Source organism: Microbacterium sp. UNCCL10 (assembly GCF_000746195.1).
Lineage (GTDB): Bacteria > Actinomycetota > Actinomycetes > Actinomycetales > Microbacteriaceae > Microbacterium > Microbacterium saccharophilum.
This window is the reverse complement of the sequence record NZ_JQKT01000007.1, coordinates 147,598-173,380: the sequence shown is the minus strand read 5'-3', so window position 1 is coordinate 173,380 and position 25,783 is coordinate 147,598. Positions and strand designations below refer to the sequence as shown.

Sequence of the window (25,783 nt, the reverse complement as noted above, 5' to 3'; positions counted from 1 at the left end):
CTGCGACGTCTCGGACGTCACTGCGCGGCGAGGACGGCGGCGACGACATCCAGACCTTCATGCAGAAGGTCGTCGCCGATCGCGAGGGGCGGGAGGAACCGGATGACGTTGCCGTAGGTGCCGCAGGTGAGGACGATGACGCCCTCCGCGATGCACGCCTTCGCGATCGCGGAGGTCAGGGCGGCATCCGGCGCCTTCGTCGCGGGATCGACGAACTCGGCGGCGATCATCGCGCCGTGACCGCGGACGTCGCCGATGCGCGGGTCACCGGCCTGCAGCGACTCGAGACGGGTGCGGAGGATCGTGCCGATCTCCTGCGCCCGCTCCAGCAGCCCTTCGTTCTCGTACGCGTCGATGGAGGCCAGCGCCGCGGCGCACGCGACGGGGTTGCCGCCGTACGTGCCGCCGAGCCCTCCGCTGTGCGAGGCGTCCATGATCTCGGAGCGCCCGGTGACGGCGGCGAGAGGCATGCCCCCCGCGATGCCCTTGGCGGTCGTGATGAGGTCGGGCACGATCCCGAACAGCTCGCTGGCGAACAGGGCCCCGGTGCGGGCGAAGCCGGTCTGCACCTCGTCCGCGATGAACACGACGCCGTTGTCACAGCACCAGTCGACGACGGCCGGCAGGAAGCCCTCGGCGGGGACGATGAATCCGCCTTCGCCCTGGATGGGCTCGATGATCACGGCGGCGAGGTTGTCGGCGCCGATCTGCTTCTCGATCGTCGAGATGGCCTTGGCCGCGGCCTCCGCGCCGGTGAGCCCGTCGCGGTAGGGGTAGGAGGCCGGAACGCGGTAGATCTCGGAGGCGAAGGGCCCGAAGCCGCTCTTGTACGGCATGGCCTTGGCGGTGAGGGCCATCGTCATGTTGGTGCGCCCGTGGTAGGCGTGGTCGAACGCGACGACGGCCTGGCGGCCGGTGTGCTTGCGGGCGATCTTGACGGCGTTCTCGACGGCCTCGGCGCCGGAGTTGAACAGTGCGCTCTTCTTGGCGTGGTCGCCGGGCGTCAGGCGGTTGAGGGCCTCGGCGACGGCGACGTAGGACTCGTACGGCGAGATCATGAAGCACGTGTGGGTGAAGCGGGCCACCTGCTCCTGCACGGCGGCGACGACCGCGGGGTGGGCGTTGCCGACGGTCGTGACCGCGATGCCGGCGCCGAGGTCGATGAGCGAGTTGCCGTCGGCGTCGACGACGACGCCGCCCCCGGCGGCGACGGCCTCGATCGGCACCGTGTGGCCGACACCCGCCGCGACGGCGGCCGCCTTGCGGTCGAGCAGCTCCTGGGACCGCGGTCCCGGGATGGCGGTCTGAATGCGGCGCTCCTGCAGAAGAGAGGGGCCGCCGGCGAGAGAGGTGTCGGTGAGGCTCATGCGGGGAGCGTATGCCCGCCGTGGCGGCCACCACAGTGGCCGTCCGGTACATTTCGAGACGACAGGATGTACATCACGTACAGGGAGGTGCCATGTCCGTGGCCGAGCCGGAGCCCACTCTTCGCGAATTGCTGCGCCGCCGTGACCTGCGCCTGCGGCTCGCGCTGCCCGAAGCGGAGCTGGACCCGGAGGCCCTGGATCGCACGATCCGCTGGGTGCACGGCTCCGACCTCGCCGATCCGACGCCGTTCCTCGCCGACGACCTCATCCTCCTGACGACGGGGACCCAGTTCGTGTCCGGCGGTGCCGGTGCCGCGGAGGATCCGGCGCCGTACGTGGAGTACGTGGCACGCCTCGATGCGCGCGGGGTCCGCGGCCTCGGCTTCGGCACCGAAGTCGTCCGCGACGGCATCCCGCCCGCCCTCGTGGACGCGTGCCGGGCCGTGCGGATGCCGCTGTTCGAAGTCCCGTATCGGACGCCGTTCATCGCCGTGGCCCGCGCCAACGCGGAGGCGATCGCGGCGCAGGCGTACGCGCGCCGCAGCTGGGCCCTGTCGGCGCAGCGGGCGCTCTCCCTTGCCGCGCTGCGCGCCGGCGGGGTCGAATCGACCCTGGTCGAGCTCGGTCGTCAGCTCGGCACGTGGGCCGGGCTGTTCGACGCCTCCGGCACCGTCACGCGGGAGCACGCCGGCCCCCTGGAGCCCGAGACCGCGGCCGCCCTCCGCGAGGAGGTGGCCGGCATGCTTCGCCGCGGCGCGCGCGCCGGCGCCGCCGTCCGCATCGGCGGCACCGACTTCACGGTGCAGACGCTCGGGCGCGGCGGCCATCTCCGGGGCGCGGTCGCGCTCGCCGCCGGCGGACTCGACCATGAAGCCCGCGGCGTCGTCACCGCCGCGGTCGCCACGATCGGGCTGGCCCTCGAGCAGCAGGAGAGCGTCGAGCGGGCGCGGCGGGCCCTCCACCGCGGCATCGCCCAGCTGCTGGTCGCGGGGCAGGGCGCACTCGCGGGACGGACGCTCCGCGAGACGGGCATGGCGCTGCCCGCGGAGCCGGTGCTCGTCGCCGTCGCCGCGCTGCCGGCCCCTGCCCGTGCGGCGTGGGAATGGGTCGACGCGCGCTCGGCGGAGGCCCGCGGGGCGCTGTTCGCGGGCGGCGTCGAGGACGGCATCCTGCTCATCGTCCCGGCCGGCGCGCGCGATCTCCTCGACGAGTTCGCGGCGCGCGTCGGCACGCGCGTCGGCGTCTCCGCGCCGACGCGGTACGCGGCGATGGCGGAAGCCGTCGTGGCGGCGCGGGTGGCGCGCGAGCGGGGTACGGAGCCCGTCACGCACTTCGGTGAGCTCATCGACCGGGGCATCCTGCCGGCCCTGGCCGGACCGGGCCCGCGCGCAGCCGCGGCGGCGCTCCTCGGGCCGCTGCGCGCCCACGATGCCCGCACCGGGTCCGACCTCACGCGCACCGTCCGGGGATGGCTGGATGCGGAGTGCTCGCACGAGCGCGCGGCGCGGGAGCTCGGGGTCCACCGGCACACCGTCCGCGCGCGCCTCGCGCAGGCCGAGACCCTGCTCGGCCGCGACCTGTCATCCTTCGCGGTCCGCGCCGAGCTGTGGACGGCATTCGCGTTGGACGCGAGCCCGAGCCACGCGGGTCCGTAGCGACGGTTCAGCCGCGCGGGGCGTGGGCGTCGAGGAACTCGTACAGGTCGGTCGTGTCCACGCCCGGGAAGGCGCCGCTCGGGAGCGTCGCGAGCAGCGTCCGCGGCGTGCGGACGTTCGGCCACGCCTGGTCGCGCCACTGGCCCTCGAGCTCGGCCGGGGCACGGCGGCAGCACACCTCGACGGAGTGCCGGGAGATCCCCCGGTTCGGGCTGTCCCGCCCGATGAACCACTTCGTGTCCTCGAACCGCACGCCGACCGACACCGAGTGCGCGCCCTCGCTGGAGGGCTCCACCCGCGCCGTGCACCAGTAGGTCCCGTTGCCGGTGTCGGTGTACTGGTAATACGGGTTGAACTTGTCCGGGATGTCGAAGACGACGCGGCTCGTCCACTTCCGGCAGCACATCTGGCCCTCGATGGAGCCGAGCCGGTCGGAGGGGAAGTTCACGTCGTCGTTCTCGTACGCCTTCGTGATGGTGCCGGACTCGTGCACCTTGAGGAAGTGCACGGGGATGTCCAGGTGCTGCGTCGCGAGGTTCGTGAACCGGTGCGCCGCCGTCTCGTACGAGACCGAGTACGCGTCGCGGAGGTCTTCGATGGAGATCGCCCGGCGGGACTTGGCATCCTGCAGGAACGCCACCGCGTGGTCCTCCGGGATCAGCAGGGCGCCCGTGAGGTAGTTCGTCTCCACCCGTTGACGGAGGAACTCCGCGTAGGAGCGCGGCTCCGCATGCCCGAGGATGCGGCTGGAGAGCGCCTGCAGCACGGCGGTGCGCGAGTCGCCCTTGGCCGGGACGGTGCTGGAGAGGTACAGGCGGCCGTTCTTCAGGTCGACGACGCTGCGGGTGGACGGCGGCAGGTCGGGCACGTAGTGCAGTGAGAACCCCAGATGCGCCGCGATGTCCGATGCGGTGCGCTGGGTCAGCGGCCCGCCGGGGTGGTCGACGGCGTCCAGGATGCTGCGGGCCTGGGTTTCGAGCTCCGCGAAGTGGTTGTCCTGCCGGCGCATGAGGTGACGCAGCTCGACGTTGGCGCGCCGGGCCTCCTCGGGCGTCGCCGACCGCTCATCGTTGAGCCGCTCCACCTCGCCCTGCAGGGCGAGCAGGGCCTGCAGCGCCTCGTTCGGCACGGACTTGCCGATGCGGAAGGGCTCGATGCCCAGCGCCCGGAACGTCTGCCCCTTCATGGCGCGCTCGAGCGCGATCTCCAGCGTCGCGCGTTCGTCGAGGGGTTCCGCCTCCAGGAGCGCGTCGATCGTCGTGCCGAGAGCGCGCGCGATCGTCCGCAGGAGGGTCAAGCGCGGCTCGCGCTTCCCGGTCTCGATCATGGACAGCTGACTGGGCGCACGATCGACCGCCGCGGCGAGGTCGTCGAGCGTCATCCCGCGCGCCGTCCGCAGCTGGCGGATGCGGCGGCCGATGGTGAGCGCGTCGGCCGTGTCCGGCTCGACGGGGGCGTCTTCCACGATCGTCATGTCCGGAAGTCTGTCACAAGAACAGAAGATCCTGCAATCTTCACAGCCCGATCCGTCAAGTCACAGCCGAAAGTTCACGCAGAGTGGATCCACACCACCCCGCCGGAGGAACCGGCACCCGACGAAGGAGAACCGACATGACGATCCAGGCCACCCCCGGTCAGCCGCCGCTCCGCGCCGGCGACCAGACGCAGACCGCCGCCGAGCTGCAGGAGATCTGGGACACCGATCCCCGCTGGGACGGCGTCGAGCGCACGTACACGGCGGAGGACGTCATCCGCCTCCGGGGGTCGGTCCGCGAGGAGAACACGCTGGCCCGCCGCGGCGCGGAGAACCTGTGGAACCTCCTGCACACCGAGGACTACATCCGGGCCCTGGGCGCCTACACGGGCGGCCAGGCCGTGCAGCAGGTGCGGGCAGGCCTGAAGGCCATCTACCTCTCCGGCTGGCAGGTCGCCGCCGACGGGAACCTCGCCGGGCAGACCTACCCCGACCAGAGCCTGTACCCCGCCAACTCGGTGCCGGCCGTCGTCCGCCGCATCAACAACGCCCTCATCCGCCAGGACCAGATCGAGCACGCCGAGGGCACCCTCACGCAGGACTGGCTGGCGCCCATCGTCGCCGACGCGGAGGCCGGGTTCGGGGGACCCCTGAACGCGTACGAGCTCGCGCAGTCGCTCATCGCCTCTGGCGCCGCCGGCATCCACTGGGAGGACCAGCTCGCGAGCGAGAAGAAGTGCGGCCACCTCGGCGGCAAGGTGCTCGTCCCGACCCAGCAGCACATCCGCACGCTCAACGCGGCCCGGCTGGCGGCCGACGTCGCCGACGTCCCGACCATCATCATCGCCCGCACCGACGCGCTGGCCGCCGACCTGCTCACGAGCGACGTCGACCCGCGCGACCAGGAGTTCACGACCGGTGAGCGCACGAGCGAGGGCTTCTACCGCGTGCGGCCGGGTCTGGAATCGGTCATCAGCCGCGGACTCGCGTTCGCCCCGTACGCCGACCTCATCTGGGTCGAGACCGGCGAGCCCGACATCGAGCTGGCCCGTGACTTCGCGAAGGCGATCCACGCGCAGTTCCCCGGTAAGCTCCTGGCCTACAACTGCTCGCCGAGCTTCAACTGGAAGCGCCACCTCGACGACGAGCAGATCGCGAGCTTCCAGCAGGAGCTCGCGGACCTGGGCTACAAGTTCCAGTTCATCACACTGGCCGGCTTCCACGCCCTGAACTACTCGATGTTCGACCTCGCCAAGGGCTACGCCGAACGCGCCATGAGCGCCTACGTCGAGCTCCAGGAGGCCGAGTTCGCGTCCGAGGCCCGCGGCTACACCGCCACGAAGCACCAGCGCGAGGCCGGAACCGGCTACTTCGACTTCGTCTCGACGGCGCTCAACCCCGACAGCGCCACGCTCGCCCTGGTCGGATCGACCGAGGCGCAGCAGTTCCACTGAACTGCGCATCCACATCTCTCCGACTGACAGCACCGTCACCCACGCACAGGAAGACAGGGCAATGACTCCCACCGCCACGGGCATCGCGCCCACCACGACACCCATCCGCATCCCCGAGATCACGATCACCGGTCCCCTGCGGGACCGCTACGACGAGATCCTCACCCCCGACGCGCTCGCTTTCCTCGCCGCGCTGCACGACCGGTTCGCCGGCCGCCGGCACGACCGGCTCGCCGATCGCATGCGCCGCCGCTTCGAGATCGGCAACGGACACGATCCGCGCTTCCGCGACGACACGGCCCACATCCGGGAGGATGCCGACTGGCGGGTCGCCGGCGCCGGTCCCGGCCTCGAAGACCGCCGCGTCGAGATCACCGGCCCGACCGACCCGAAGATGACCATCAACGCGCTGAACTCCGGTGCGAAGGTGTGGCTCGCCGACCAGGAGGACGCCACGAGCCCCACCTGGCGGAACGTCATCGAGGGGCAGCTGTCGCTGCGCGACGCGATCCGCGGGGAGCTCAGCTTCACGAGCCGGGAGGGGAAGGTCTACTCCGTCACGGCGGCGCAGACCCCGACCATCGTCATGCGTCCGCGCGGCTGGCACCTGCTGGAGAGCCACATCCGGTTCACCGACCGCAACGGCCGCGCCGCCTCGGCATCCGGTTCGCTCGTCGACTTCGGGCTGTACTTCTTCCACAACGCGCAGCAGCTGATCGCGAACGGACGCGGGCCGTACTTCTACATCCCGAAGATCGAGTCCGCCGAAGAGGCCAAGCTGTGGGACGACGTGTTCAGCTTCAGCGAGGAGTACGTCGGCATCCCGCACGGGACGATCCGCGCGACGGTGCTCATCGAGACCCTCCCCGCCGCGTTCGAGATGGAGGAGATCCTCTTCGAGCTCCGCGACCACTGCGCGGGCCTGAACGCCGGGCGGTGGGACTACATCTTCTCGATGATCAAGAACTACCGCGGCCGCGGCGCACGCTTCGTGCTGCCCGACCGCAGCCAGGTGACGATGACCGTGCCGTTCATGCGGGCCTACACCGAGCTGCTCGTGCAGACGTGCCACAAGCGCGGCGCCTTCGCGATCGGCGGCATGAGCGCGTTCATCCCGAACCGGCGCGACCCCGAGGTCACCCGCCAGGCGTTCGAGAAGGTCGCGGCGGACAAGAAGCGCGAGGCCGGCGACGGCTTCGACGGCACGTGGGTGGCCCACCCCGACCTCATCCCGGTCGCGCAGGCCGAGTTCGATGCGGTGCTCGGCGACCGGCCGAACCAGGTCGACCGGCAGCGCCCGGAGGTGTCGGTGCGCCCCGAGCAGCTGCTGGACTGCCACATCGGCCTGCCCATCACGGCCGCGGGCGTGCACGGCAACGTCTCCGTCGCGATCCGCTACATCGAGGCGTGGCTGCGCGGCCTCGGTGCGGTGGCGATCGACAACCTCATGGAGGATGCCGCGACCGCCGAGATCAGCCGCTCCCAGGTGTGGCAGTGGATCCATCAGGACCGCGAGATCGAGGACGGCACCCCGATCACGCGCGGCTACATCGAGGGCCTCATCACGCAGGTGCTCGGCGAGGTGGAGCGACGCGACGGTGACCGCTTCGACGACGCCGCGGAGGTGTTCCGCGATGTCGCGCTGGGTGCGGAGTTCCCGACGTTCCTGACCCTGGGGGCATACAGCCGGTTCCTCGTCGAGAACGACTAGTCCCGGAGTACGAGGAGGGGGCGGGTGCCGGACGGCATCCGCCCCCTTCCGTGCGTATGCTGCTCGCGCTCACGTCGTGAGCGGATGTCGATTCCGTCCGGTGCCGTTCGACGCCTTCACGTAACGTCACCCATAACGGAAGGAACAACGATGCGTTTTCTCATGCTGGTGCTCGCCGACCCCACTCTCACCGACGCCGACGAGGCTCCGGTCACGATCGAGCAGTGGGTCGAGGAGTCCTACGGGGCCGGCCGCGCGACGGAGGGCGATCGTCTGCGCCCCGGCGGCGAGGCCAAGACCATCCGTCGCCGCAAGGGCGAGGTCATCGTCAGCGACGGCCCGTTCGCCGAGGCCTACGAGCTGATCGGCGGCTTCGACGTGCTCGAGTGCGAGACGATCGAAGAAGCCGTCGAGCTGGCGTCGCGGCATCCGATGGCCAGCGGCGGCGTCATCCAGCTGCACCCGGCCTGGCCCCTCGATCTGTGAGGCAACCGGATCTCTGAGCGTCAATCGATTTCGGCGATCGCCCGGGCGAGTTCCGCACGCGACCCGATCCCGAGCTTCGTGTAGACCTTGCGCAGGTGGTACTCCACCGTCTTCGGGCTGAGGAACAGGGCGGCGGCCGCTTCCCGGGTCGTCCGCCCCTCGGCGAGGAGGACGCTGACCTGCAGCTCCTGGGGAGTGAGGCTCGCCGTGGCGCTCGCGGCTCCGGCGTGCACGTGCTCACCGGTGGCCGCGAGCTCCGCGACGGCCTGCGCGCGCCACACCTCGGCGCCGAGATCGGCGAACACCTCGAGGGCGGCCCGCAGCTCCCGGCGCGCGTCGACCCGCCGGGCCATCCGCCGCAGCCGCTCACCGAACGCGAGGTGGGTGCGTGCGTCCTCGAATCGGTCGAGCGTGCGCGCATGCGACACGAGAGCCCGTTCGAAGAGCCGCACGCACTCCTCGCCATCGGCCACGAGCGCCTGCGCCCGGTCGGCGCGAGCCAGCGCCCAGGGCTGACCCTTCTGCGCGGCGCGCCGCGCGAACGCCTCCGCCTCCGCGCGGGCCTCCCCCGGCCTGCCCAGGCGCAGCAGGGCATCGACGAGCTCGGGGGCCGGCGCGAGGTCGGGGTCGTCGAGCCCGCGTTCGGCGAGCGTCTCGGCGAGCGCGGCGAACTGCGTGACCGCCGCCTCGGCCCGCCCCAGGGACAGCTCGAGGTCACCGAGCGCGAAGGCGATCCAGACCTGGCCCATCCGGATGCCGCGGGCCCGGCAGAGATCGTCCGCGCGCGCCGCATGGGCGCGGCAGGCGTCCGCCTTACCGCTGCGCGATTCCAGCCACGCGAGGCCGGCAAGTGACATCGCGAGCTCGGTGTCCTGCCCCGTCTCGACCGCGAGCCGGATCGCCTCCGCGTAGTTCGCCTCCGCGCGGGACCACGCGGCCGTGGTCGCCTGGTCGCGCGCGACGTGGAAGAGCACGGCCGGCAGCGCGCCGACTCCCGCCGCGCCGGGCACCTGGTCGACGAGCGTCCGGAGGCGGGCACCGGCGGTGGCGTCGCGCAGGAACAGCGGAGCCAGCAGCAGCAAGGACAGCCGCCGCGGATCGTCCCGCAGCCGCGAGCCCGATTCGAGGAGAGGCACCGCCGCACGGATGTCGTCCACGCCACCGTGACCGGCGAGGATCCGCGCGATGCCGGTCGCCATGAGACCGAGCGCCCGCGCCCGCGGGTCGGCGACGTGCGGCAGGAGCGCCTCGAGACGGCCCGCGAGTTCGGACGCCGTCCGGGCGTCGCCGAGGTAGTACGTCGCGTGGACGGCGTCGGCGAGGAAGACCGCCTGCTCGGCCGCTTCGGCGGGACGACCGGCAGCGGTGAGGAGGATGCCGAGCGCGTCGCGCACCGTGCCCGTGCGGGCGGCTACCGAGGCCCGCAGCTCGAGGTCGCGCAGGTCCGGGGACCCGCCCGGCGCCCGCATGTCCAGCAGGGTCAGCGCGCGATCCCCCTCACCGGCCCTCCAGGCGGCATCGGCGGCGCGCAGCAGCCGCTCCGCACGCACCCCCACGTCCGGCGTGAGCCGCGCCGACCGTTCGAACGCGCTCGCGGCCACGGCGAACGCCGCCCGGGAGACCGCGTGCTCGCCCGCCTCGGCGAGCAGATCGGCGACCGCGGCGTCCGGCTCCCAGACAGCCTCGGACAGGTGCCAGGCGCGGCGGTCGACGTCGCCGCGCGGCAGCGCGTCCGCCGCCGCGCGATGCGCGCGCCGGCGATCGTCCACCGGGGCCCCCGAGTAGACGGCAGCGCGCAGCAGCGGATGGCGGAACGCGACGCGACCCGCCGCCACGGCGATGAGGCCGGCGTCCTCTGCCGCTCCGAGCCGGCCGGCATCCACGTTCAGCATCCCGCAGGCGTCGGTGACGTGCCGCAGATCGGGACCGCACACGGCCGCGACGAGCAGGGCCGCGCGGGCCTCGTCGTCCAGGCGTGCGAGGCGACGCGCGAACGCGCCGGTGACGGCCCGGGACACCCGCACCGGCAGCCCGGTCTCCATGCTCTCCACGACCTCGCGATCCGCCGCACCCAGCTCGAGCAGCGCGAGGGGGTTTCCGGCCGTCGCGCGGTGCAGGACCTCGACATGCTCTTCCGGCACCGGATGCGGGTGCGCCCCGGCCACGAGGGCACGGGCGGCGTCGAGATCGATCCCTCCAGCCGCAGCGCGGGAAGACCGGCGGCCACCTGGTCGCCCTCCGGGATCCGCACCCCGCAGAGCACCACGATCGGCTCTGCGGCGAGGCGGCGGGCGGCGAAGACGAGCGCATCCACCGAGGGCGTGTCGACGAGCTGCAGATCGTCGACGACCACGGCGAGCGGGCCGTCCTCGGCATACCGGCACAGTACGCTCAGCACGGCGGCGCCGATCGTGAACCGGTCGCGCGAGCTCGGCGCGGCGTCACCGAGCGGCAGTCCCAGGGCCGCGGCGAGCGCGTCGGCCTGCACCGGCGGGATGCCCTCCCGTGCAGCGAGCGCGGGCCGCAGGAGCTGGAGCAGTGCCCCGAACGGCAGCTCATGCTCGGACTCGAGCCCCGTCGCCCGCAGCACGCGCATGTCGCCCAACCCGGCAACAGCGGCCTCGAGCAGCGCCGTCTTCCCGGCACCGGCCTCGCCCGTGACGGCGAGCACCCCGCTCGTCCCGAGGCGAGCGGCGGCCACCAGGCGGTCGATCGCCTGCTGCTCGGCCTGCCGACCCACCAGCATGACCAGAGTCTAGGACCGGCCGCTCATGAGCTTCGTCTTCCGCGCGGTCGACGAAGTCGGGGCGACGCTCAATGCCGCGCTCGTCGTCATGGGCGACAAACTCGGCTACTACCGGGATCTCGCGGCCCACGGTCCCTCGACCCCGGGCGAGCTCGCCGAGCGCACGGGCACCGCCGAGCCGTACGCGCGGGAGTGGCTGAACGCGCAGGCCGCGGGCGGCTACGTCACCTACGACCCGGCCGTGCGACGCTACGAGCTCCCGCCCGAGCACGCACTCGCCATGACCGATCCGGACAGCCTGGCATTCCTGCCCGGCTGCTTCCAGATCGCGCTGGGGACCGTGCACGACACGCAGCACATCGTCGATGCCGCCCGCAGCGGAGCCGGCTACGGCTGGCACCAGCACGACACCGACGTGCACGTGGGCTGCGAGCGCTTCTTCCGGCCGAGCTACCACGCGAACCTCGTCGGCTCGTGGCTGCCTGCACTGGACGGCGTGACGGAGAAGCTCGAAGCCGGGGCGACAGTGGCCGATGTCGGCTGCGGGCACGGCGCGTCCACGATCCTCATGGCCCAGGCCTTCCCGAAGTCCACTTTCGTCGGCTCGGATTACCATGCCGCATCCATCGAGACCGCTCGGGAGCGGGCGGCGGAGGCCGGCGTCGAGGATCGCGTCCGGTTCGAGGTGGCATCCGCGCAGGAGTTCCCCGGCACAGGCTACGACCTCATCACGATGTTCGACTGCCTGCACGACATGGGCGACCCGGTCGGCGCGGCGGCGCACGTCCGCGAGGCGATCGCACCGGACGGCACCTGGATGGTCGTCGAGCCGTTGGCCGGCGACCGTGTCGAGGACAACCTCAACCCCGTCGGGCGGGCGTACTACGGCTTCTCCACGCTGCTGTGCACCCCCTCGTCGCTGTCGCAGGATGTCGGGCTCGCGCTCGGCACCCAGGCCGGTCCCGCCAGGATCCGCGACGTCACCGCCGCGGGCGGATTCACCCGGTTCCGGAGCGTCGCCGAGACGCCGTTCAACCGCGTCCTCGAGGTGCGCCCCTGACGGCGGTAGGTCGGGGAGCACACGGCGTCACGCCGACGACCTGAAGTCCGCGCGCCTCCCGGGCTACGCTCTTCCTGTGACCGAACGCGCTCCTGTCTCCCGCAAACTCTCCGCCATCGCCGAGTCCGCCACCCTCAAAGTGGACGCCAAGGCCAAGGCACTCCAGGCGGCGGGCCGCCCCGTGATCTCCTACGCGGCCGGAGAGCCGGACTTCGCGACACCCTCGTTCATCGTGGACGCGGCCGCCGAGGCCCTGCACGACCCCGCGAACTACCGCTACACGCCGGCGGCCGGACTCCCCGTGCTGCGCGAGGCGATCGCCGCGAAGACGCTGCACGACTCGGGCCTGGACGTCTCGCCCGCGCAGGTCGTCGTCACGAACGGCGGCAAGCAGGCCGTCTACCAGGCGTTCCAGGCAGTCGTGAACCCCGGCGACGAGGTGCTGCTGCCCGCCCCGTACTGGACGACCTACCCCGAGGCGATCGCGCTGGCCGACGGCATCCCCGTCGAGGTGTTCGCCGGGGCCGACCAGGAGTACAAGGTCACCGTCGCGCAGCTGGAGGCCGCGCGCACCGACAAGACGACGGTGCTCGTCTTCGTCTCCCCGTCCAACCCGACCGGCGCCGTCTACACGCCCGAGGAGACCCGCGCGATCGGCGAGTGGGCGCTGGAGCACGGCATCTGGGTCATCACCGACGAGATCTACCAGAACCTCGTCTACGAAGGCGTCCGCGCCGTCTCGATCGTCGAAGCCGTGCCGGAACTCGCCGGGCAGACGATCCTCGTCAACGGCGTGGCGAAGACGTACGCCATGACCGGCTGGCGGGTGGGCTGGATGGTCGGACCCGCCGACGCCATCAAGCTGGCCGCGAACCTGCAGTCGCACCTCAGCTCGAACGTCAACAACATCGCCCAGCGCGCGGCGCTGGCCGCGCTGACCGGCCCGCAGACGGAAGCGGAGCAGATGCGCCAGGCCTTCGACCGCCGCCGGACGCTCATCGTCGGCGAACTGTCGAAGATCCCCGGTGTCACGGTTCCGAATCCGCTCGGGGCGTTCTACGTATACCCCGACGTCACGGGCCTCCTCGGCCGTGAGTGGGCGGGTGTCACTCCCACGACCTCGCTGGAACTCGCCGACCTCATCCTCGAGAAGGCCGAGGTCGCCGTGGTCCCCGGAGAGGCCTTCGGCCCGTCCGGTTACCTGCGGCTGTCCTACGCGCTCGGAGACGACCAGATCCTCGAGGGCGTGCAGCGCCTGCAGGCCCTCTTCGCCTGACCCGGCGAACGCGGGCTAGAGTTCGACGCCGACGAGGACGGGTTCGGGCTGCAGGAGCAGACCGAACTCGGACTGCACCCGGCCCTGGATGAACCGGGCGAGCTCGGCGAGCTCCTCCGCAGTCGCATTCCCCCGGTTCGTCACCGCGAGCGCGTGCTTGCTCGACAGGGCCGCGCGGGAGCGGGGCAGCTTGAAGCCCTTCCGCAGCCCGGAGTGCTCGATGAGCCACGCGGCGCTCACCTTGACGTCGGGCTCGGACGAGACGATCGGCGCGACCACGCCGTCGAAGCGGTCGAGCGGGATCACCACGACGGGGTCGAGCTCGGGCGCCAGCGGCCAGCGCGGGCACTCCGCCGGAAGCGTCCGGGCGAACGCCGCGGAGACGATCGCGTTCTGGAAGAACGACCCCGCGCTCCACGTGTCGGCGTCGGCGTCGTCGAGCACCATGCCCTTCCGGGCGCGCGTGGCGAGCACGGTCTCGCGGATCCACTCCAGCGTCACCGCCTGATCGGCCTCCAGCCCCAGTGCGGCCCGCAGCTGCGGCCCGGTGACGACCCGTTCGCCATGGCCGCGGATCGGCAGGTCCAGGGTGATGGAGAGGACCACGGCAGGCCGCAGCGGCACCGAGCCGTAGTGGTGCTTCAGCACGGACGTGCGGAATCCGAGCGCCAGGTCGGCCGCGGGCACGGTCGAGACGTCGCCGGTGGCCTCGTCGAGCAGTTCCACCTCGGTCAGCGTCTGCACGAGCTCCTGCCCATACGCGCCGATGTTCTGCACGGGGGCGGCTCCCGCGGTGCCCGGGATGCCGGACATCGCGGCGATCCCGCCGAGCCCCTCCGCAACGGTGTAGGCGACGAGGGCATCCCAGTCGTGACCGGCCTGCACGCGCACCCGCGCGTAGCCGTCGCGGGGGTCGGGGAGCCGCTCGATGCCGTGGGTGCGGACGAGGACGACGGTCCCGTCGAACGGCTCGTCCCCGACGAGGAGGTTGGATCCTCCGCCGACGACGAGCCACGGCTCGTGCGCCGACCAGAGTCCGCGCATGATGTCGACGAGCTCCTCCGCGGTCGTGGCCTCGACCATGCGGGCCGGAGTGCCGCCGGCGCGCAGCGTCGTCAGCTCGGCCAGGGGGCGGGGTGCGATCTCAGGCATGCGGGTCATCCGTCGACGCGGACGCGTACCTGGGCCTTGCCCAGGACGGTCGTGTCCGCGTGGGTGACGGTGAGATCGATGCGCGCCGCGTCGGCGTCCACGGCGCCGACCTTGGCGACGACGGAGACGTCGGCCCCGTCCTCGGCGTGGACGACGACAAGGCGCGTGAACCGGACGCCGTACTCCAGGATGCGGCCGGTGTCACCGAGCCACGGCACGAGCGTCTCCACGGCGAGGCCCATCGTCAGCATCCCGTGCGCGAGGACGCCGGGCAGGCCCACCCGCGTCGCGACGTCGTCGCGGAAGTGGATGGGGTTGAAATCCCCCGAGGCGCCCGCGTAGCGCACGAGCGACTGGCGGGTCAGGTGCACAGTCCGCTCGGCGACGACGGCGCCGACCTCCAGGCCGGTCATTCCTCGCCCCCGATCAGCAGGACGGAGGTCGCCGTCACGACATGGCCGCCGTCGGCATCCGTGACCTCGGCTTCGCTCGTCACCATGGCGCCCTTCCCGAACGGCCGGACGCCGGTGACCTGCAGGCGCCCGGTGAGCTCGTCGCCGGCGACGATGGGACGCGTGTAGCGGAAGCGCTGCTCGGCGTGGACGGTGCGCTCGAGCACGATGCCCGATTCGGGCTCCGCGAGCAGTTGCTGCAGCGTCAGGTCCTGGATCACCATGGCGAAGGTCGGCGGAGCGACGACGTCGGCATAGCCGAGCGCCTGCGCGGCCGCGGGGTCGGTGTGCTGGGGGTCGGTCGCGAAGACGGCGCGGGCGAACTCGCGCACCTTCTCCCGGCCGACGAGGTACGGGTCGGTCGGCGGGAACACACGACCGACCAGCTCAGGGTTCACGGACACCCTCCGATCCTACCGAGCGGGGATGCCGGCGGCCGGGCGCGCGGTCAGGCGCGGCGCGCGCGCACCGCCCGCACGGCCATCTGGGCGGCGATGAACGTCATGAAGGCGGCGAACAGGATGGTGGCAGTGAACGGGTCGATGTTCGTCGCTATCCACGCGCCGAGCGCCGTCGTCGTGCACGCGGCCGCGCCGATGATGGCCGCGGCGACGAGGTCGACGTTGGCGCGGCGGATGTTGCCGACGGTCCCGGACAGCGCGGTGGGGATCATCATGAGCAGCGAGGTGCCCTTGGCGACGAGGTCGCTCGTCCCGAACAGCAGCATGAGCGCCGGCACGACGATGACACCTCCCCCGACGCCGAGCAGCCCCGCCATGACGCCGGTGAAGAGACCCAGGACGACCAGGCCCGCCCCCGTGAACCACGTCAGCGGCAGCTCGGCATCCCGCGACGGCACCTGGACGAACAGCATGACGATGACGATGACCAGGAAGGCGACGAAACCCCATCTCAGCGCGTTCTGCGCGATCCGCGGCAGCAGCCAGGTGCCGATCTGCGCACCCACCACGGCGCCGGCGGCGAGGATGAGCGCGGGGAGCCAGGCGACCGAGCCGTGCACGGCGTAGGAGATGACACCCACGGTCGCCGTCGGGACGATGGCCGCAAGCGAGGTCCCCGCGGCGCGACGCTGATCGAAGCCGAGCAGGAGGACGAGGAGCGGGACGATGACCGTGCCGCCGCCGACGCCGAAGAGCCCGGACAGCAGTCCGGCCGTCAGACCGATCCCGACGCACGCGAGGGAGAAGCGGGGTGGGCGCCCCGCGGCGGGCTTCATCATCGGTGCGGCTGCGCTCTCATGTCACACACGACGATATCGGACGGCGCGGACCGGAGCGTCCCGCCGCGCTCGACCGCTACCGGGTCAGGCGAGCTCCCAGGTGCCGGCGTACACGCGCCGATGCTCGGTCTCCGGCGCGGCGGCGCGCCCGGGGCACGTGACGGCGACGTGGAACGCCGCAGACGGCTGCTCGCCGAGGCAGCGGATCTCCCACGCCACGCGCTCGCGCACGCGTTCGGTGAGGGCTTCGTGGTTGTCGTGATCCGGGCAGCGATACACGGCCGGAACGAGCGTCAGCTGACTCATCGGACTCCCCTGGTCCTGTGGTGACGGAACCCCCCGGCCCCGTCGACGGAACCCCAGATCCCGTCATCCCTACAAGTACCACTTCCAGGCCACCGAGGGCAACTCCGGATGCGGCTTCAGTCGTTGCCCTTCCCGTTGCCGTTGCCGTTGCCGTTGCCGTCTTTGCCGTCGTTGCCGCTGTTCCCGTTCCCGCTGTTGCCCTTGCCGCTGTCGTCGGTGGTGTCGCCGTCGTCGGTCGCCGGATCGTCCGACGTGCTCCCGGTGCCGGCATCCTCGGTCGCAGGAGGGGCGGGCGTCGCGTTCTCGGCGAGGACACCCTCCAGGTCTGCACGGACGAGGTCGATCGACCGCTGCACGAGCGCCGCCCGGTCGGCGGTGATGTCGTCGGCGGCCAGCGCAGCGTCAAGACGCTGCTGCAGCGCGTCGAGCTCGGCGACCGCGGCCGCGGGGTCGCCCGCTGCCGCATGCTGCGCGATGGTGACGACGGTCTCCTGCATGTCGCGGGCGGCCGTTGCGGCGAGGCCGGGGGCCGGGCCCGCGCAGGCCGACAGGAGCAGGGCGACGGTCAGGACGGCGGCGGAGGCCGCAGCGCGAAGTGCGGAAGTCATGGTGTCACCGAATCCCAGAGCTGATCGAGGTGCGTGCCGAGCGGTCCGTCGATGCTCGGCATCAGCGGCTCGGCGGGCGGAGCGGCGAGCGCCCCCCAGATGAGCAGGCCGGCGACCACGAACGCGATGACCACGACGGCGGCCACCACATGCGGGACCCAGCGGCGGCGCCCCGGCGGGGTCCGGGCCTCCTGCGGCTGCGGCCCCACCAGGGTCCTCGTCGCGGCGTCCTGGTCGACCGCCGCCGGCCAGGAGACGGCCGACTCGCTTGCGACCGGCCCGTCGGCGATCGTGACGTCGGGCGCGGACGCCGCTGCATACTGGGCGGCCTCGCTCGGTGTCACGACGCGGTCCAGTGCCGTCGCGATGGCCGTCGCCGTGGGGCCTGCGGTCGGTCCGTCTGCGCCGGAACCGCCGAAGGCGTTCACGGCGACGACGACGTCGAGCGCGGAGGGCCGGTCCGCGGGGTCGGTGGCCGTCATCCGCGTGAGCAGCGCGACCCACTCGGGTCCGAGGTGCGCGGGGATCGACGGAGCCTGCGACAGCCGGGCGAGGGCGGCCTCGTGCGGGGTGTCCTGCGCGAAGGCGCGGACCCCGGTGAGGGACTCGAGCAGCACGAGGCCCAGGGCGTAGATGTCCGCTGCCGACGTCGGCGCGACCCCGCGGACCTGCTCGGGGCTGACATAGGCGGCCGTGCCGATGAGAAGACCCGGTGTGGTCAGGCGGGTCGAGTCGACGAGGTACGCGATGCCGAAGTCCGCGAGCTTCGCGCGGAACTCCTCCCCCGGTACCGGCGAGGTACGCAGCAGGACATTGGACGGCTTGATGTCGCGATGCACGACGCCCGCCGCGTGCACCACGTGGAGGGCGTCCGCGAGGTCTCGGGCCATGGTCGCGACGACGTCCTCGGGGATGGGGCCGCGCAGGATGCGGTCGGCAAGCGTCGGGCCGTCGACGAACTCCATGACGAGATAGTTGGGGGCGGCGCCGTCGACATGAGCGTCGAACAGGGTCACGAGCGCGGGGTGGTTGAGGCCCGCGAGCAGCCGCGTCTCCGACGTCGTGCGCGCGGCATCCGCGGTCCCGTCGCGGAAGACCTTGACCGCCACGGTCCGGCCGAGCAGCTCGTCCTGCGCGAGATGGACGACCCCCATGCCGCCTTCCCCGATCGGAGACTGCAGCAGGTATCTGCCACCGAGGCGCTCCCCCGCGGGCCCCGCCGCGGGCGGCGATGCGGTCGGAAGCGATCGTTCCGTCCCCTCCGCCATGGCTTCCCCTCCCACGTGAGTGCGCTGCCGCCTCGTGTCCGCGGGCCGCCCTACCCGGTCAACCATACGGATGCGCTCCTTACCGGCCCAACGGGTTGACACAGCGCCGTCGCCGCGCAAGACGGCGTCACACGAGAGAGTGATCGTGGATGCCGGAGGTGGACGTCGTCCCGTTGAGCTCGAGGTAGACCTGGTGCTCGGTGACCGAGAGGGTCATCGTGTTCCGCCGTTCCACGACGCCGGCAGCGGCCTCGATGAACCCGGGGTCGAAGCTGTGCAGGACGATCGACTCCGGCCGGTGGATCGGCTTGCCGGCCCACGCCGCGGCGACCTTCGCCGGGTCGCGATGCGTATAGACGGTGGTGCGGTCGGCGAGCTTGCTGCCGTAGTGCAGGCGTGCGGCATCCGGTGCACCCACCTCGATCCACGCGGTGAGGCGACCGGTGAGGTCGCGCACGAGCACGGCGGGCTCGTCAGTCGCGCTGATCCCCTCGCTGAACGCGATACCGTCTTCGAACTCCAGGCAGTACGCGAGGACCCGCGTCATCAGGAACGCGTCCGTCTCCGACGGGTGGCGGGCGACGCGCAGAGTCAGCTCCTCGTAGACACCGCGGTCTACATCGGCCAGCTGCACCGCGAACGTGTGGATCACTGCGCCGACTGCCATAGGGATCGAGCCTACGCGGTGTCCGACCGCGGCAGCACCGTCAGCACCCGCTCCACGTGGTCGCGGAACTCGGTCATGAAGGTCCGGAGGAATTCCGCCGTGCCCTCGTTCGAGACGCTCCCGTCCTCGGCGAACACCTCGGGCGTGAAGTGGATGTACGCCTCCGGCGCCGTCATCTGCCGGGCGTTGCAGAAGCTCAGGACGCCGCGCAGGCTCTGCTGCGCGACGGCGGTGCCGATCTGCCCGATGGAGGCGCCGATGACGGCGGCGGGGATGTGGTCGAACGAGTTCTGCCCCCACGGGCGCGAGGCCCAGTCGATGGCGTTCTTGAGCGCGCCCGGGATGGACCGGTTGTACTCGGGGGTGACGAACAGCACGGCGTCGGCGGCGGCGATCGCGTCCTTCAACGCCCGCGCCTCCGCCGGGTAGTCGGCGTCGTAGTCGGGACTGTAGAGCGGAAGGTCACGGATCGAGATCTCGGAGAACTCGAGGTCGTCCGGCGCAAGGCGGATGAGGGCCTTCGAGAGGATGCGGTTGACCGACGTCGAGGAGAGGCTCCCGACGAAATAGCCGACGTTGTACGACATGACTGCTCCCTGTTGCTTCGGTGGCAGGCGATTACCGTGACAGGCGGTGGGGTGTCAGGTCCAGTGTGCGCCGCGAGGTGCTCCGCCGATACCCACCTCAGCGCCGTGTGCCGGCGCCGGCGAACAGGGCGTGCAGGAGCGGGAGCGCCGAGGCTGCCATGAGCACCGTCCCGAATACGGCGTCGTCGGCGCGCAGCAGGATGCCGCCGATCAGCAGCCCGGCGAACAGGATCGCGGAGACGATGCGCCGGGCAGCCCGCTCCAGTCGCGCGATGCGCCGGTCGAGCCGCGGCGTGTCGACGGCGAGTCGCCCCTCGTCGAGGCGCGTGAGGACGGCATCGACCCGTCCGGGCAGGCGCGCGATCAGGCCGGCCGTCGAGACGACGCGTGCGGCGACGTCCTGGATGACGTTCCCGCCCTCTTCGCGGAGCAGCTGTGCGGCGTAGGGCTCGACGGCATCCCAGATGTTGAAGTCGGGGTCGAGCGAACTGCACATGCCGGAGGTCAGCGACATCGCCCGGATGATGAGGAGGAAGTTCTCCGGGAGCTGGAACGGCAGCGACCGCACGACGTCGCCGAACTCGACGGCGAAGGCCCGGAACTCGCGGGGGTCGACCTCCTGAAGCTCGGCGAACCCCATCCCGCCGAACCGGGCGAACAGGGTGGTGAGCGCCCGCTCCAGCTCGACCGTGTCCGCCGACGGCAGCAGGACACCGACATCCTGGATGCCGGAGACCATGCCCTTGCCGTCGCGCGCCGCCGCCGCGATGAGCAGGCGGCGCAGCCCACGGCGCAGGGTGTCGGGCACCTCCCCCATCATCCCGAAGTCGACGAACGCGAAAGTGAAGGGCCGGGCTCCCGCATCCGCACCACTGGACGCACCGGGCACGACGAAGATGTTCCCCGGGTGCGGGTCGGCGTGGAAGAACCCGTGGCGGAAGAGCTGATCGAACATGACGGCCGCGAACGCGGCTGCCACGGCGGCCGGGTCGATGCCCGCGCCCCGCAGCGCCGCGATGTCGTTGATCTTGATCGCGGTGACGTCCTCGAGGGTCAGGACGCGCCGCGTCGTGCGCTCCCAGACCACGGCGGGAACGGCGACGCGCTCGTCGCCGGCGAACGACTCGGCGAACCGCTCGGAGTTCGCCGCCTCGTGCAGGTAGTCGATCTCCTCCAGGCTCGTGTGCGCGAACTCCTCGACGAGCGCGGGCATGTCGACGCGGTCGGAGACGAGGCGGACGCGGCTCAGCCACACGGCCACCTTGCGGAGGGCGGCGAGATCGACGTCCACGACCTCGTCGATCCCCGGCCGCTGGATCTTCACGACGACATCGCTCAGCCCGGTGTCCTCCGCGTCGAGTGCCGAGAGCGTGGCCCGGTGCGCCTGTCCGAGGGATGCCGCGGCCAGGGGCGCCGCATCGAGGGACGCGAACGCGCGCTCGAGCGGGATGCCGAGTTCAGCCACCGCGAGGTCGCGGATGGCGGGGAACGGCACCGCGGGCACCTCGTCCTGCAGCCCCTCGAGCTCCTTCGTGATCTCGGGTGGCAGCACGTCGAGTCGCGAGGACAGGAACTGCCCCACCTTGATCATGAGCCCGCCGAGTTCGACGGCCAGCCCGTGGAAGCGCCGGGCGATGCGGGTCAGCCTCGCGGCGCGCCCGCGCGCGGAGATCCGGCCGAGTCCCACGCGCGGGAGCAGGAGCTCGTACCACCAGGCCTGCACCAGGTAGCGGGCAGCGAACCGCAGAATCCTGCGGCGACGCGCGCGCAGCTTCGGGGCGTCGGTCACCGAGCCTCCTTGACGCCGGCGAGCGCGGATCAGTCCTGAGCCAGGATGCTGAAGAGCCGGCGACGCGCCTCCTCCAGGACGGCCACCGCTTCCTTGACCTGCTCCGGCGTGCCCGAGCTTCCGACCTGCGCGACGGCGTGCGCGAGATCCATCCCGGCCTTCGGCAGCGCCGTCACCTTCGCGTTCTCACGTGCCCCCGGCGTCTCCCATGGGGCCGAGCGGTCGCCCGCTCCATCGGCGGCCTGACGTCCCTCCTCCGTGAGCGAATAGGTCTTGCGCCCGCCGGACTCCTCCGCGCGGATGAGTCCTTCGTCGGCGAGGAGCTGAAGCGTCGGGTATACCGAGCCGGGGCTCGGCTTCCAGCTCCCGCCGCTGCGCTCTTCGATCTCCTGGATGATCTGGTAGCCGTGCATAGGCTTCTCCGCGAGAAGGCTGAGCACAGCCGTGCGGACGTCGCCGCGACCCATGCGGGGTCCGCTGGTCCGCTGCTCGAACGCGCCGCGCAGCTGTTCCATCGCCTCCCAGATGCCGCTCGCCGGCCAGCCCTGACCGCCCCCGCGCCCGCGGCGCCCGAAAGCATCGTCCATGAATGATCCGCTCATGATGACCCCCTTTGTGCGGGGCCGGTGCGGCCCCAGCGATACATAACGATATATCGGTAAAAGGCGTCTGGGAAGGGGGTCGGAGTTCGGTCCGCGTCCGGATCCGCGACACGTGCGGTGCCGGTTGTCAACCCCCTCGCTGTAATCGCGCGCCGCCGATTGACTGCTCTGACCGCCGCGCACCCCACAAGAACGCGGCCAGAGGAAGGAGACGATCATGGGTCTCGATGACAAGATCAAGAACGCCGCTCAGGACGCCGTCGGCAAGGGCAAGGCAGCCGTCGGCGACGCCACGGACAACGAGCGCCTCGAAGCCGAAGGTCACATGGACCAGGCCGAGGCGAAGGCCAAGAAGGTCGGCGAGGACGTCAAGGACGCCTTCCGCTGAGCCACTGGCAGAACGGCCGGGACCGCGAGGTCCCGGCCGTTTTCCGGCTCTTCGGACATTCGGTGGGGGTCATGGGGTGAGGCCGCCGGCGGCGAGGAGCATGCGGAGGCGGTAGTTGTGCCGGTTGCGGTAGCCGCGGGCGAGGCGGCGGTGGAGCTCGATGATCCCGTTCACCGCCTCGGTGCCGCCGTTCGATGACCGGCTGGTGGTGAAGTAGGCCAGGAACGCGTCGCGCCAGCGGCGGAGGGTGCGGCCGAGGCGGGCGATCTCTCGACGATCTCGCGCCCGACCGGCCACCGTGGAGTTGAAGGCACTGATCACCGGCGGAAGCGAAGGCATTGGGCTCGCGCTCGCGCAACTGCTGCTGGCAAAGGGTGCACAGGTCGCGATCTGCGGGCGGGACGACGGCAAGCTCGATCGTGCGCATCAGTCCGTGGGAAGGCGCCTCGAGCGCGCGCTGTTGTGCGTCGCGGCCGACTGTCGAGACGAGTCGTCGGTGCAGCATCTCTTCTCCCGAGCAAACGAATGGTCCGGCGGCCTCACCGCGCTCGTCAACAACGTGGGGCAGGCGGCTGCGGGGCCGTTCCTCGGGGTCACGACATCGGTGCTCCGACAGAATGTTGAACTGAAGCTTTACCCGGCAGCGGAGTCGGCCAGGCTTCTCGCCTCCACACTGATCGCCGAGTCTCGTTCGGGGCGGATCGTCAACGTCCTGTCTTCACAGGGCAAAGGCGCCCGCGCCGTCGACGGCTCCCACGTGCCTCACGGAGCCAGCACCCCAATCGAATGCCGTTCTGGGCACGAAGCTCGTCCCCGGTCCGATACCCGTCGAGAGGAACCCACTCGCCGCCGAGTCGAACCGTCCAGTCCAGAAGGCTCGCGCCACGCTCGACGATGCGTGAAGTGTCGGGCCGTCGATCTCCGGCGTCGGCATCCTGTCGAGAGAACCGGCAGAGACGGAGTATGGGTGGATGTCACCGCCGGACCTCAAGCCGACAGGAGAGTGCCGTCGACACACCTACCGCAATCGGCGTCGTCACTGCCGCAGGTCGGCTTCACGACAGGTGCTGCGTCATCCGCCCCACTCGCGCCTCGATCGCGGCCGCGAGGGCGACGAGCCCGAGATCCTGGAAGGGCGCGGCGACGAGCTGGACGCCGACCGGCATCCCTTCTCCATCGAGGACGGAGGGTGCCGCCACCGCGGGCAGCCCGAGGAAGGTGAAGGGCGTGCTCATCCGGGGAGAGCCGGTCACGCGCGTGCCCACGGGCGCTGCACCGGGTGCGCCAGGAGTCAGCAACGCCGCCGCGCCCAAGCCGTCGAGGCTCGCGAGGAGCGCGGCTGTCAGCCGTCGTCGTTCCTGCTGCGCGCGCACGTAGTCGACGGCGCTCACTGGGCCCGCGCCTCGAATCAGGTCCACACAGAACGGACCGAGCGAGTCGGCACCCTGCTGCAAGAGGATCTCGTGAGCGGCGCCGAAGTCGACCATCTCGACAAGGTCATGCAGTGCGCCGGTCACCGCGAAATCGAGACCGATCTCGACCTCGCGCGTCTGATAGCCGGCATGCTGCAGCGCTTCCGCGGCGACATCCACGGCGTCGCGGCAAGCCGGCTGGGTCTCATTCCAGAAGTAGTCGTCGGTGACGACGCCGATCACCGATCCCTCGGGAATCGCGCGCGAAACGGCAGGCTGTTGCGACTGCAGGAACAGTGCCAGATCCCCCGCACTCCGAGCGAGCGCGCCGACGCGGTCGATGCTGTACGCGTTGGGCACGACGCCTTCCGTGCTGACGATCCCCGGCGTGGGACTCACCCCGAAAAGCCCGGTGAAGGATGCCGGTCGGATCACCGATCCGCGCGTCTGAGTCCCCAGCGCGATGGGGACCATCCCCGACGCCACTGCTGCCGCGGGGCCGGCGCTGGACCCGCCCGGCGTATGGTCTCCGTTCCAGGGATTGACGGTCTGGGGCGGATTGCTGAGGGTGGCGAGCTCGGTCGTCGCCAGCTTTCCGATCGGGATCGCGCCGGCGCGCCGCAGCCGCACGACGACCTCGGCGTCGCGGGCCGGTCCGGCGTCACGGAAGGCGTGCGATCCGGCGCGCGTCGGAAACCCCTGCAGATCGATGTTGTCCTTGACGCCGATCGGCACTCCCCACAGCGGCTGCTGCGCAGACGGTGCGCCGCGAAGCCGCGACGCGGCCAGTTCGGCGGTCGCCCAGTCCGTCGCTACCCAGGCGTGTAGCTCACCATCGATGTCGGAGGCGCGTTGCTGCAGTTGCTCGACGACCTCCACAGGTGTCAGCGTTCCCAGCGAGTATGCCTCGATCAGGTTCGTTGCCGAGAGGACGTCGTGCGCGATGTGGTTCATGTGCTGCTTTCGTGATGACCAGCGAGTGGAACGCGCCGGTCACAGCGCGCTCCACTCGCCCGAGGGACGTTTCGAATCAGTTGCCCAGTGCGGTTTCGGCGAACGACGGGTCGATCACTGTCTCGTAGGCGGGGAGTTCGGCGAGGTTGCCGACGTAGGTCTGCCGCTCCAGCGCACTGGTGATCGCGGACTCGGTGATCAGCGCGCTCGGCGGGTACACATTGCTCTCGATCATGCGGGCGACCGCGGCTGCGACCACCTCTTCGTCCAGTTCGGGGAAGGCGTCGGTCGCGACCTCGATGGCACCGTCGGGGTCGGAGTGAATGTACTCGAGGGCGGAGTTGATCGCGTTGGTGAAGGCTTGGATCATGTCCGGCTCGCTCTCGAGGATCTCGCGTGTGGTCATGAAGGAGGAGTACGCGAAGTCCGGATACTGCTCCGTCCAGTCGTAGACGATCTCCAGCCCTTGCTGCACCGCCTGTGAGATCAACGGCTCACCCGCGACGGCGAAGTCGGTGCTTCCGGTGAGGGCGGGACCGACTTCGGATCCCTGCTGCACCTCATTGATGGTCACGTCGACGCCCCATTCGAGGTCATTGCTCTGCAGCAGTTCCTTCAGCAGGGTGTTGGCGGTTACACAGCAGGTGGCGACCGTGATCGAGTGTCCCGCGAGGTCAGCCGGGCTGTCGAAGGTGACGCCTTCCGCGGCCACCATCCAGTTGGGTGCACTGTTGGCCGCCGCGGAGAAGGCGACCGTGTCGCCGCCTTCGGCATTGATGAACGCGACGTTCTCGGGTCCGCCGAGCGCGATCTGCGACTCTCCCTGGAGCACAGTGGCAAGAGCTGCACCCCCGCTGCCCGCGTTCCCGAGCCCGCCCACGAGCTCGATGCCCTCGTCTTCCAGGAATCCCTTCTCCTGGGCGACGTAGAGGCTGAGGTAATAGAGGGATTGGAAGGCCTGGGTCACTCGTACCTGGTAGACCTCCTCCCCCGCTGCGTCGTCGGTCGAGGTGTCTCCGGCACAACCGGAGAGGACTGCGGCTGCCGCCAGGGTGACGGCGACGCCGGTGAGTGTGCGCGCTCTTCTCATAGTGCTGTTCCTTTTTGGTTCGGGTTTGGAGGTGCTGGC

General features: G+C 71.2%; 24 protein-coding genes and 2 pseudogenes. 8 read left to right on the top strand and 18 right to left on the bottom strand.

Translation table 11 applies throughout. The features are described 5' to 3' along the window. Positions 1 to 17: 17 nt before the first annotated feature. On the bottom strand, positions 18 to 1,367 hold the full coding sequence (gene gabT, locus BR85_RS00995; RefSeq protein WP_028494831.1) for a 4-aminobutyrate--2-oxoglutarate transaminase: 1,350 nt from the start codon (positions 1,365 to 1,367) through the stop codon (positions 18 to 20). A gap of 92 nt (positions 1,368 to 1,459) precedes the next feature. Between gabT and BR85_RS00990 the strand changes: the two genes are divergently transcribed. After that, positions 1,460 to 3,022, top strand: a complete 1,563-nt coding sequence (locus BR85_RS00990; RefSeq protein WP_051526099.1) for a PucR family transcriptional regulator — start codon at positions 1,460 to 1,462, stop codon at positions 3,020 to 3,022. 7 nt (positions 3,023 to 3,029) lie between these two features. Here the strand turns inward: BR85_RS00990 and BR85_RS00985 are convergent, their stop codons facing one another. Further along, on the bottom strand, positions 3,030 to 4,496 hold the full coding sequence (locus BR85_RS00985; protein WP_028494830.1) for a helix-turn-helix transcriptional regulator: 1,467 nt from the start codon (positions 4,494 to 4,496) through the stop codon (positions 3,030 to 3,032). Positions 4,497 to 4,633: 137 nt separating this feature from the next. On the opposite strand from BR85_RS00985, the gene aceA reads away from it, so the two are divergent. The 3 genes from aceA (at position 4,634) to BR85_RS00970 (ending at position 8,147) form a co-directional block, all read left to right on the top strand. After that, a complete protein-coding gene (gene aceA / locus BR85_RS00980) occupies positions 4,634 to 5,950 on the top strand; it encodes an isocitrate lyase (RefSeq protein ID WP_028494829.1) in 1,317 nt (438 codons plus the stop codon). Between the two features lie 61 nt (positions 5,951 to 6,011). Beyond that, positions 6,012 to 7,661 carry a malate synthase A gene (gene aceB / locus BR85_RS00975; protein WP_028494828.1) on the top strand — a complete coding sequence of 550 codons (1,650 nt, stop codon included), beginning with the start codon at positions 6,012 to 6,014 and terminating at the stop codon, positions 7,659 to 7,661. A 150-nt stretch (positions 7,662 to 7,811) separates the two neighbouring features. Continuing rightward, positions 7,812 to 8,147, top strand: coding sequence for a YciI family protein (locus BR85_RS00970; protein ID WP_028494827.1), 336 nt, complete (start codon positions 7,812 to 7,814; stop codon positions 8,145 to 8,147). Between the two features lie 20 nt (positions 8,148 to 8,167). Here the strand turns inward: BR85_RS00970 and BR85_RS15595 are convergent, their stop codons facing one another. Both BR85_RS15595 and BR85_RS15590 read right to left on the bottom strand, forming a co-directional pair. Further along, entirely contained in the window at positions 8,168 to 8,500 is a 333-nt protein-coding gene (locus tag BR85_RS15595; protein WP_231478595.1) for a helix-turn-helix domain-containing protein, read from the bottom strand. A gap of 1,532 nt (positions 8,501 to 10,032) precedes the next feature. Next, positions 10,033 to 10,893, bottom strand: coding sequence for an AAA family ATPase (locus BR85_RS15590; RefSeq protein WP_028494825.1), 861 nt, complete (start codon positions 10,891 to 10,893; stop codon positions 10,033 to 10,035). Positions 10,894 to 10,918: 25 nt separating this feature from the next. On the opposite strand from BR85_RS15590, the gene BR85_RS00960 reads away from it, so the two are divergent. Both BR85_RS00960 and BR85_RS00955 read left to right on the top strand, forming a co-directional pair. Further along, entirely contained in the window at positions 10,919 to 11,953 is a 1,035-nt protein-coding gene (locus BR85_RS00960; RefSeq protein ID WP_051526098.1) for a class I SAM-dependent methyltransferase, read from the top strand. Positions 11,954 to 12,029: 76 nt separating this feature from the next. After that, complete coding sequence (locus BR85_RS00955; RefSeq protein WP_028494824.1) at positions 12,030 to 13,229, top strand: pyridoxal phosphate-dependent aminotransferase; 1,200 nt, start codon at positions 12,030 to 12,032, stop codon at positions 13,227 to 13,229. Positions 13,230 to 13,244: 15 nt separating this feature from the next. Here the strand turns inward: BR85_RS00955 and BR85_RS00950 are convergent, their stop codons facing one another. The 11 genes from BR85_RS00950 to BR85_RS00900 form a co-directional block, all read right to left on the bottom strand. Continuing rightward, positions 13,245 to 14,381, bottom strand: a complete 1,137-nt coding sequence (locus tag BR85_RS00950) for a UDP-N-acetylmuramate dehydrogenase (RefSeq protein WP_028494823.1) — start codon at positions 14,379 to 14,381, stop codon at positions 13,245 to 13,247. 5 nt (positions 14,382 to 14,386) lie between these two features. Continuing rightward, on the bottom strand, positions 14,387 to 14,794 hold the full coding sequence (locus BR85_RS00945; RefSeq protein WP_028494822.1) for a MaoC/PaaZ C-terminal domain-containing protein: 408 nt from the start codon (positions 14,792 to 14,794) through the stop codon (positions 14,387 to 14,389). After that, positions 14,791 to 15,237 carry a MaoC family dehydratase N-terminal domain-containing protein gene (locus tag BR85_RS00940; RefSeq protein ID WP_036272094.1) on the bottom strand — a complete coding sequence of 149 codons (447 nt, stop codon included), beginning with the start codon at positions 15,235 to 15,237 and terminating at the stop codon, positions 14,791 to 14,793. The genes BR85_RS00945 and BR85_RS00940 overlap by 4 nt, the downstream gene beginning before the upstream one ends. 44 nt (positions 15,238 to 15,281) lie before the next feature. Beyond that, positions 15,282 to 16,073, bottom strand: coding sequence for a sulfite exporter TauE/SafE family protein (locus tag BR85_RS00935; protein WP_036272088.1), 792 nt, complete (start codon positions 16,071 to 16,073; stop codon positions 15,282 to 15,284). A gap of 84 nt (positions 16,074 to 16,157) precedes the next feature. After that, the gene (locus BR85_RS00930) at positions 16,158 to 16,379 is read right to left on the bottom strand and encodes a hypothetical protein (RefSeq protein WP_028494819.1); all 222 of its coding nucleotides are present in this window, start codon (positions 16,377 to 16,379) and stop codon (positions 16,158 to 16,160) included. 116 nt (positions 16,380 to 16,495) lie between these two features. After that, complete coding sequence (locus BR85_RS14795; RefSeq protein ID WP_051526097.1) at positions 16,496 to 16,987, bottom strand: hypothetical protein; 492 nt, start codon at positions 16,985 to 16,987, stop codon at positions 16,496 to 16,498. Then, positions 16,984 to 18,255 (bottom strand): serine/threonine-protein kinase, encoded by a 1,272-nt coding sequence (locus BR85_RS00920; protein ID WP_269319963.1) that lies wholly within the window; start codon positions 18,253 to 18,255, stop codon positions 16,984 to 16,986. Before BR85_RS00920 ends, BR85_RS14795 begins: the two co-directional genes overlap by 4 nt. 127 nt (positions 18,256 to 18,382) lie before the next feature. After that, a complete protein-coding gene (locus BR85_RS00915; RefSeq protein ID WP_028494818.1) occupies positions 18,383 to 18,922 on the bottom strand; it encodes a YaeQ family protein in 540 nt (179 codons plus the stop codon). A gap of 11 nt (positions 18,923 to 18,933) precedes the next feature. Further along, positions 18,934 to 19,509, bottom strand: coding sequence for an NADPH-dependent FMN reductase (locus tag BR85_RS00910; protein WP_051526096.1), 576 nt, complete (start codon positions 19,507 to 19,509; stop codon positions 18,934 to 18,936). 97 nt (positions 19,510 to 19,606) lie between these two features. Next, on the bottom strand, positions 19,607 to 21,298 hold the full coding sequence (locus tag BR85_RS00905; RefSeq protein WP_028494816.1) for an ABC1 kinase family protein: 1,692 nt from the start codon (positions 21,296 to 21,298) through the stop codon (positions 19,607 to 19,609). Between the two features lie 29 nt (positions 21,299 to 21,327). Then, a complete protein-coding gene (locus BR85_RS00900) occupies positions 21,328 to 21,885 on the bottom strand; it encodes a PadR family transcriptional regulator (RefSeq protein ID WP_231478540.1) in 558 nt (185 codons plus the stop codon). Between the two features lie 232 nt (positions 21,886 to 22,117). On the opposite strand from BR85_RS00900, the gene BR85_RS15085 reads away from it, so the two are divergent. Continuing rightward, positions 22,118 to 22,288 (top strand): CsbD family protein, encoded by a 171-nt coding sequence (locus tag BR85_RS15085; protein WP_028494814.1) that lies wholly within the window; start codon positions 22,118 to 22,120, stop codon positions 22,286 to 22,288. Between the two features lie 69 nt (positions 22,289 to 22,357). On the opposite strand, the pseudogene BR85_RS00895 reads toward BR85_RS15085, so the two are convergent. Beyond that, a pseudogene (locus BR85_RS00895) lies at positions 22,358 to 22,558 on the bottom strand (transposase); the annotation flags it as partial. Between BR85_RS00895 and BR85_RS15855 the strand changes: the two are divergent. Further along, a pseudogene (locus BR85_RS15855) lies at positions 22,536 to 23,006 on the top strand (SDR family NAD(P)-dependent oxidoreductase); the annotation flags it as partial. The pseudogenes BR85_RS00895 and BR85_RS15855 sit on opposite strands and share 23 nt — an antisense overlap. A 337-nt stretch (positions 23,007 to 23,343) precedes the next feature. Here the strand turns inward: BR85_RS15855 and BR85_RS00890 are convergent. Further along, positions 23,344 to 24,654 carry an amidase gene (locus tag BR85_RS00890; RefSeq protein WP_028496906.1) on the bottom strand — a complete coding sequence of 437 codons (1,311 nt, stop codon included), beginning with the start codon at positions 24,652 to 24,654 and terminating at the stop codon, positions 23,344 to 23,346. Between the two features lie 76 nt (positions 24,655 to 24,730). After that, positions 24,731 to 25,744 (bottom strand): ABC transporter substrate-binding protein, encoded by a 1,014-nt coding sequence (locus BR85_RS00885; RefSeq protein WP_028496907.1) that lies wholly within the window; start codon positions 25,742 to 25,744, stop codon positions 24,731 to 24,733. Positions 25,745 to 25,783 lie beyond the last annotated feature (39 nt).

Bases quoted from the DNA above. Each gene is read 5' to 3' on its own strand.
- gabT (WP_028494831.1), bottom strand. From the start codon at position 1,367: ATGAGCCTCACCGACACCTCTCTCGCCGGCGGCCCCTCTCTTCTGCAG.
- BR85_RS00990 (WP_051526099.1), top strand. From the start codon at position 1,460: ATGTCCGTGGCCGAGCCGGAGCCCACTCTTCGCGAATTGCTGCGCCGC.
- BR85_RS00985 (WP_028494830.1), bottom strand. From the start codon at position 4,496: ATGACGATCGTGGAAGACGCCCCCGTCGAGCCGGACACGGCCGACGCG.
- aceA (WP_028494829.1), top strand. From the start codon at position 4,634: ATGACGATCCAGGCCACCCCCGGTCAGCCGCCGCTCCGCGCCGGCGAC.
- aceB (WP_028494828.1), top strand. From the start codon at position 6,012: ATGACTCCCACCGCCACGGGCATCGCGCCCACCACGACACCCATCCGC.
- BR85_RS00970 (WP_028494827.1), top strand. From the start codon at position 7,812: ATGCGTTTTCTCATGCTGGTGCTCGCCGACCCCACTCTCACCGACGCC.
- BR85_RS15595 (WP_231478595.1), bottom strand. From the start codon at position 8,500: ATGGCCCGGCGGGTCGACGCGCGCCGGGAGCTGCGGGCCGCCCTCGAG.
- BR85_RS15590 (WP_028494825.1), bottom strand. From the start codon at position 10,893: ATGCTGGTGGGTCGGCAGGCCGAGCAGCAGGCGATCGACCGCCTGGTG.
- BR85_RS00960 (WP_051526098.1), top strand. From the start codon at position 10,919: ATGAGCTTCGTCTTCCGCGCGGTCGACGAAGTCGGGGCGACGCTCAAT.
- BR85_RS00950 (WP_028494823.1), bottom strand. From the start codon at position 14,381: ATGCCTGAGATCGCACCCCGCCCCCTGGCCGAGCTGACGACGCTGCGC.
- BR85_RS00945 (WP_028494822.1), bottom strand. From the start codon at position 14,794: ATGACCGGCCTGGAGGTCGGCGCCGTCGTCGCCGAGCGGACTGTGCAC.
- BR85_RS00935 (WP_036272088.1), bottom strand. From the start codon at position 16,073: ATGATGAAGCCCGCCGCGGGGCGCCCACCCCGCTTCTCCCTCGCGTGC.
- BR85_RS00930 (WP_028494819.1), bottom strand. From the start codon at position 16,379: ATGAGTCAGCTGACGCTCGTTCCGGCCGTGTATCGCTGCCCGGATCAC.
- BR85_RS14795 (WP_051526097.1), bottom strand. From the start codon at position 16,987: ATGACTTCCGCACTTCGCGCTGCGGCCTCCGCCGCCGTCCTGACCGTC.
- BR85_RS00920 (WP_269319963.1), bottom strand. From the start codon at position 18,255: ATGGCGGAGGGGACGGAACGATCGCTTCCGACCGCATCGCCGCCCGCG.
- BR85_RS00915 (WP_028494818.1), bottom strand. From the start codon at position 18,922: ATGGCAGTCGGCGCAGTGATCCACACGTTCGCGGTGCAGCTGGCCGAT.
- BR85_RS00910 (WP_051526096.1), bottom strand. From the start codon at position 19,509: ATGTCGTACAACGTCGGCTATTTCGTCGGGAGCCTCTCCTCGACGTCG.
- BR85_RS00900 (WP_231478540.1), bottom strand. From the start codon at position 21,885: ATGGACGATGCTTTCGGGCGCCGCGGGCGCGGGGGCGGTCAGGGCTGG.
- BR85_RS15085 (WP_028494814.1), top strand. From the start codon at position 22,118: ATGGGTCTCGATGACAAGATCAAGAACGCCGCTCAGGACGCCGTCGGC.
- BR85_RS00890 (WP_028496906.1), bottom strand. From the start codon at position 24,654: ATGAACCACATCGCGCACGACGTCCTCTCGGCAACGAACCTGATCGAG.
- BR85_RS00885 (WP_028496907.1), bottom strand. From the start codon at position 25,744: ATGAGAAGAGCGCGCACACTCACCGGCGTCGCCGTCACCCTGGCGGCA.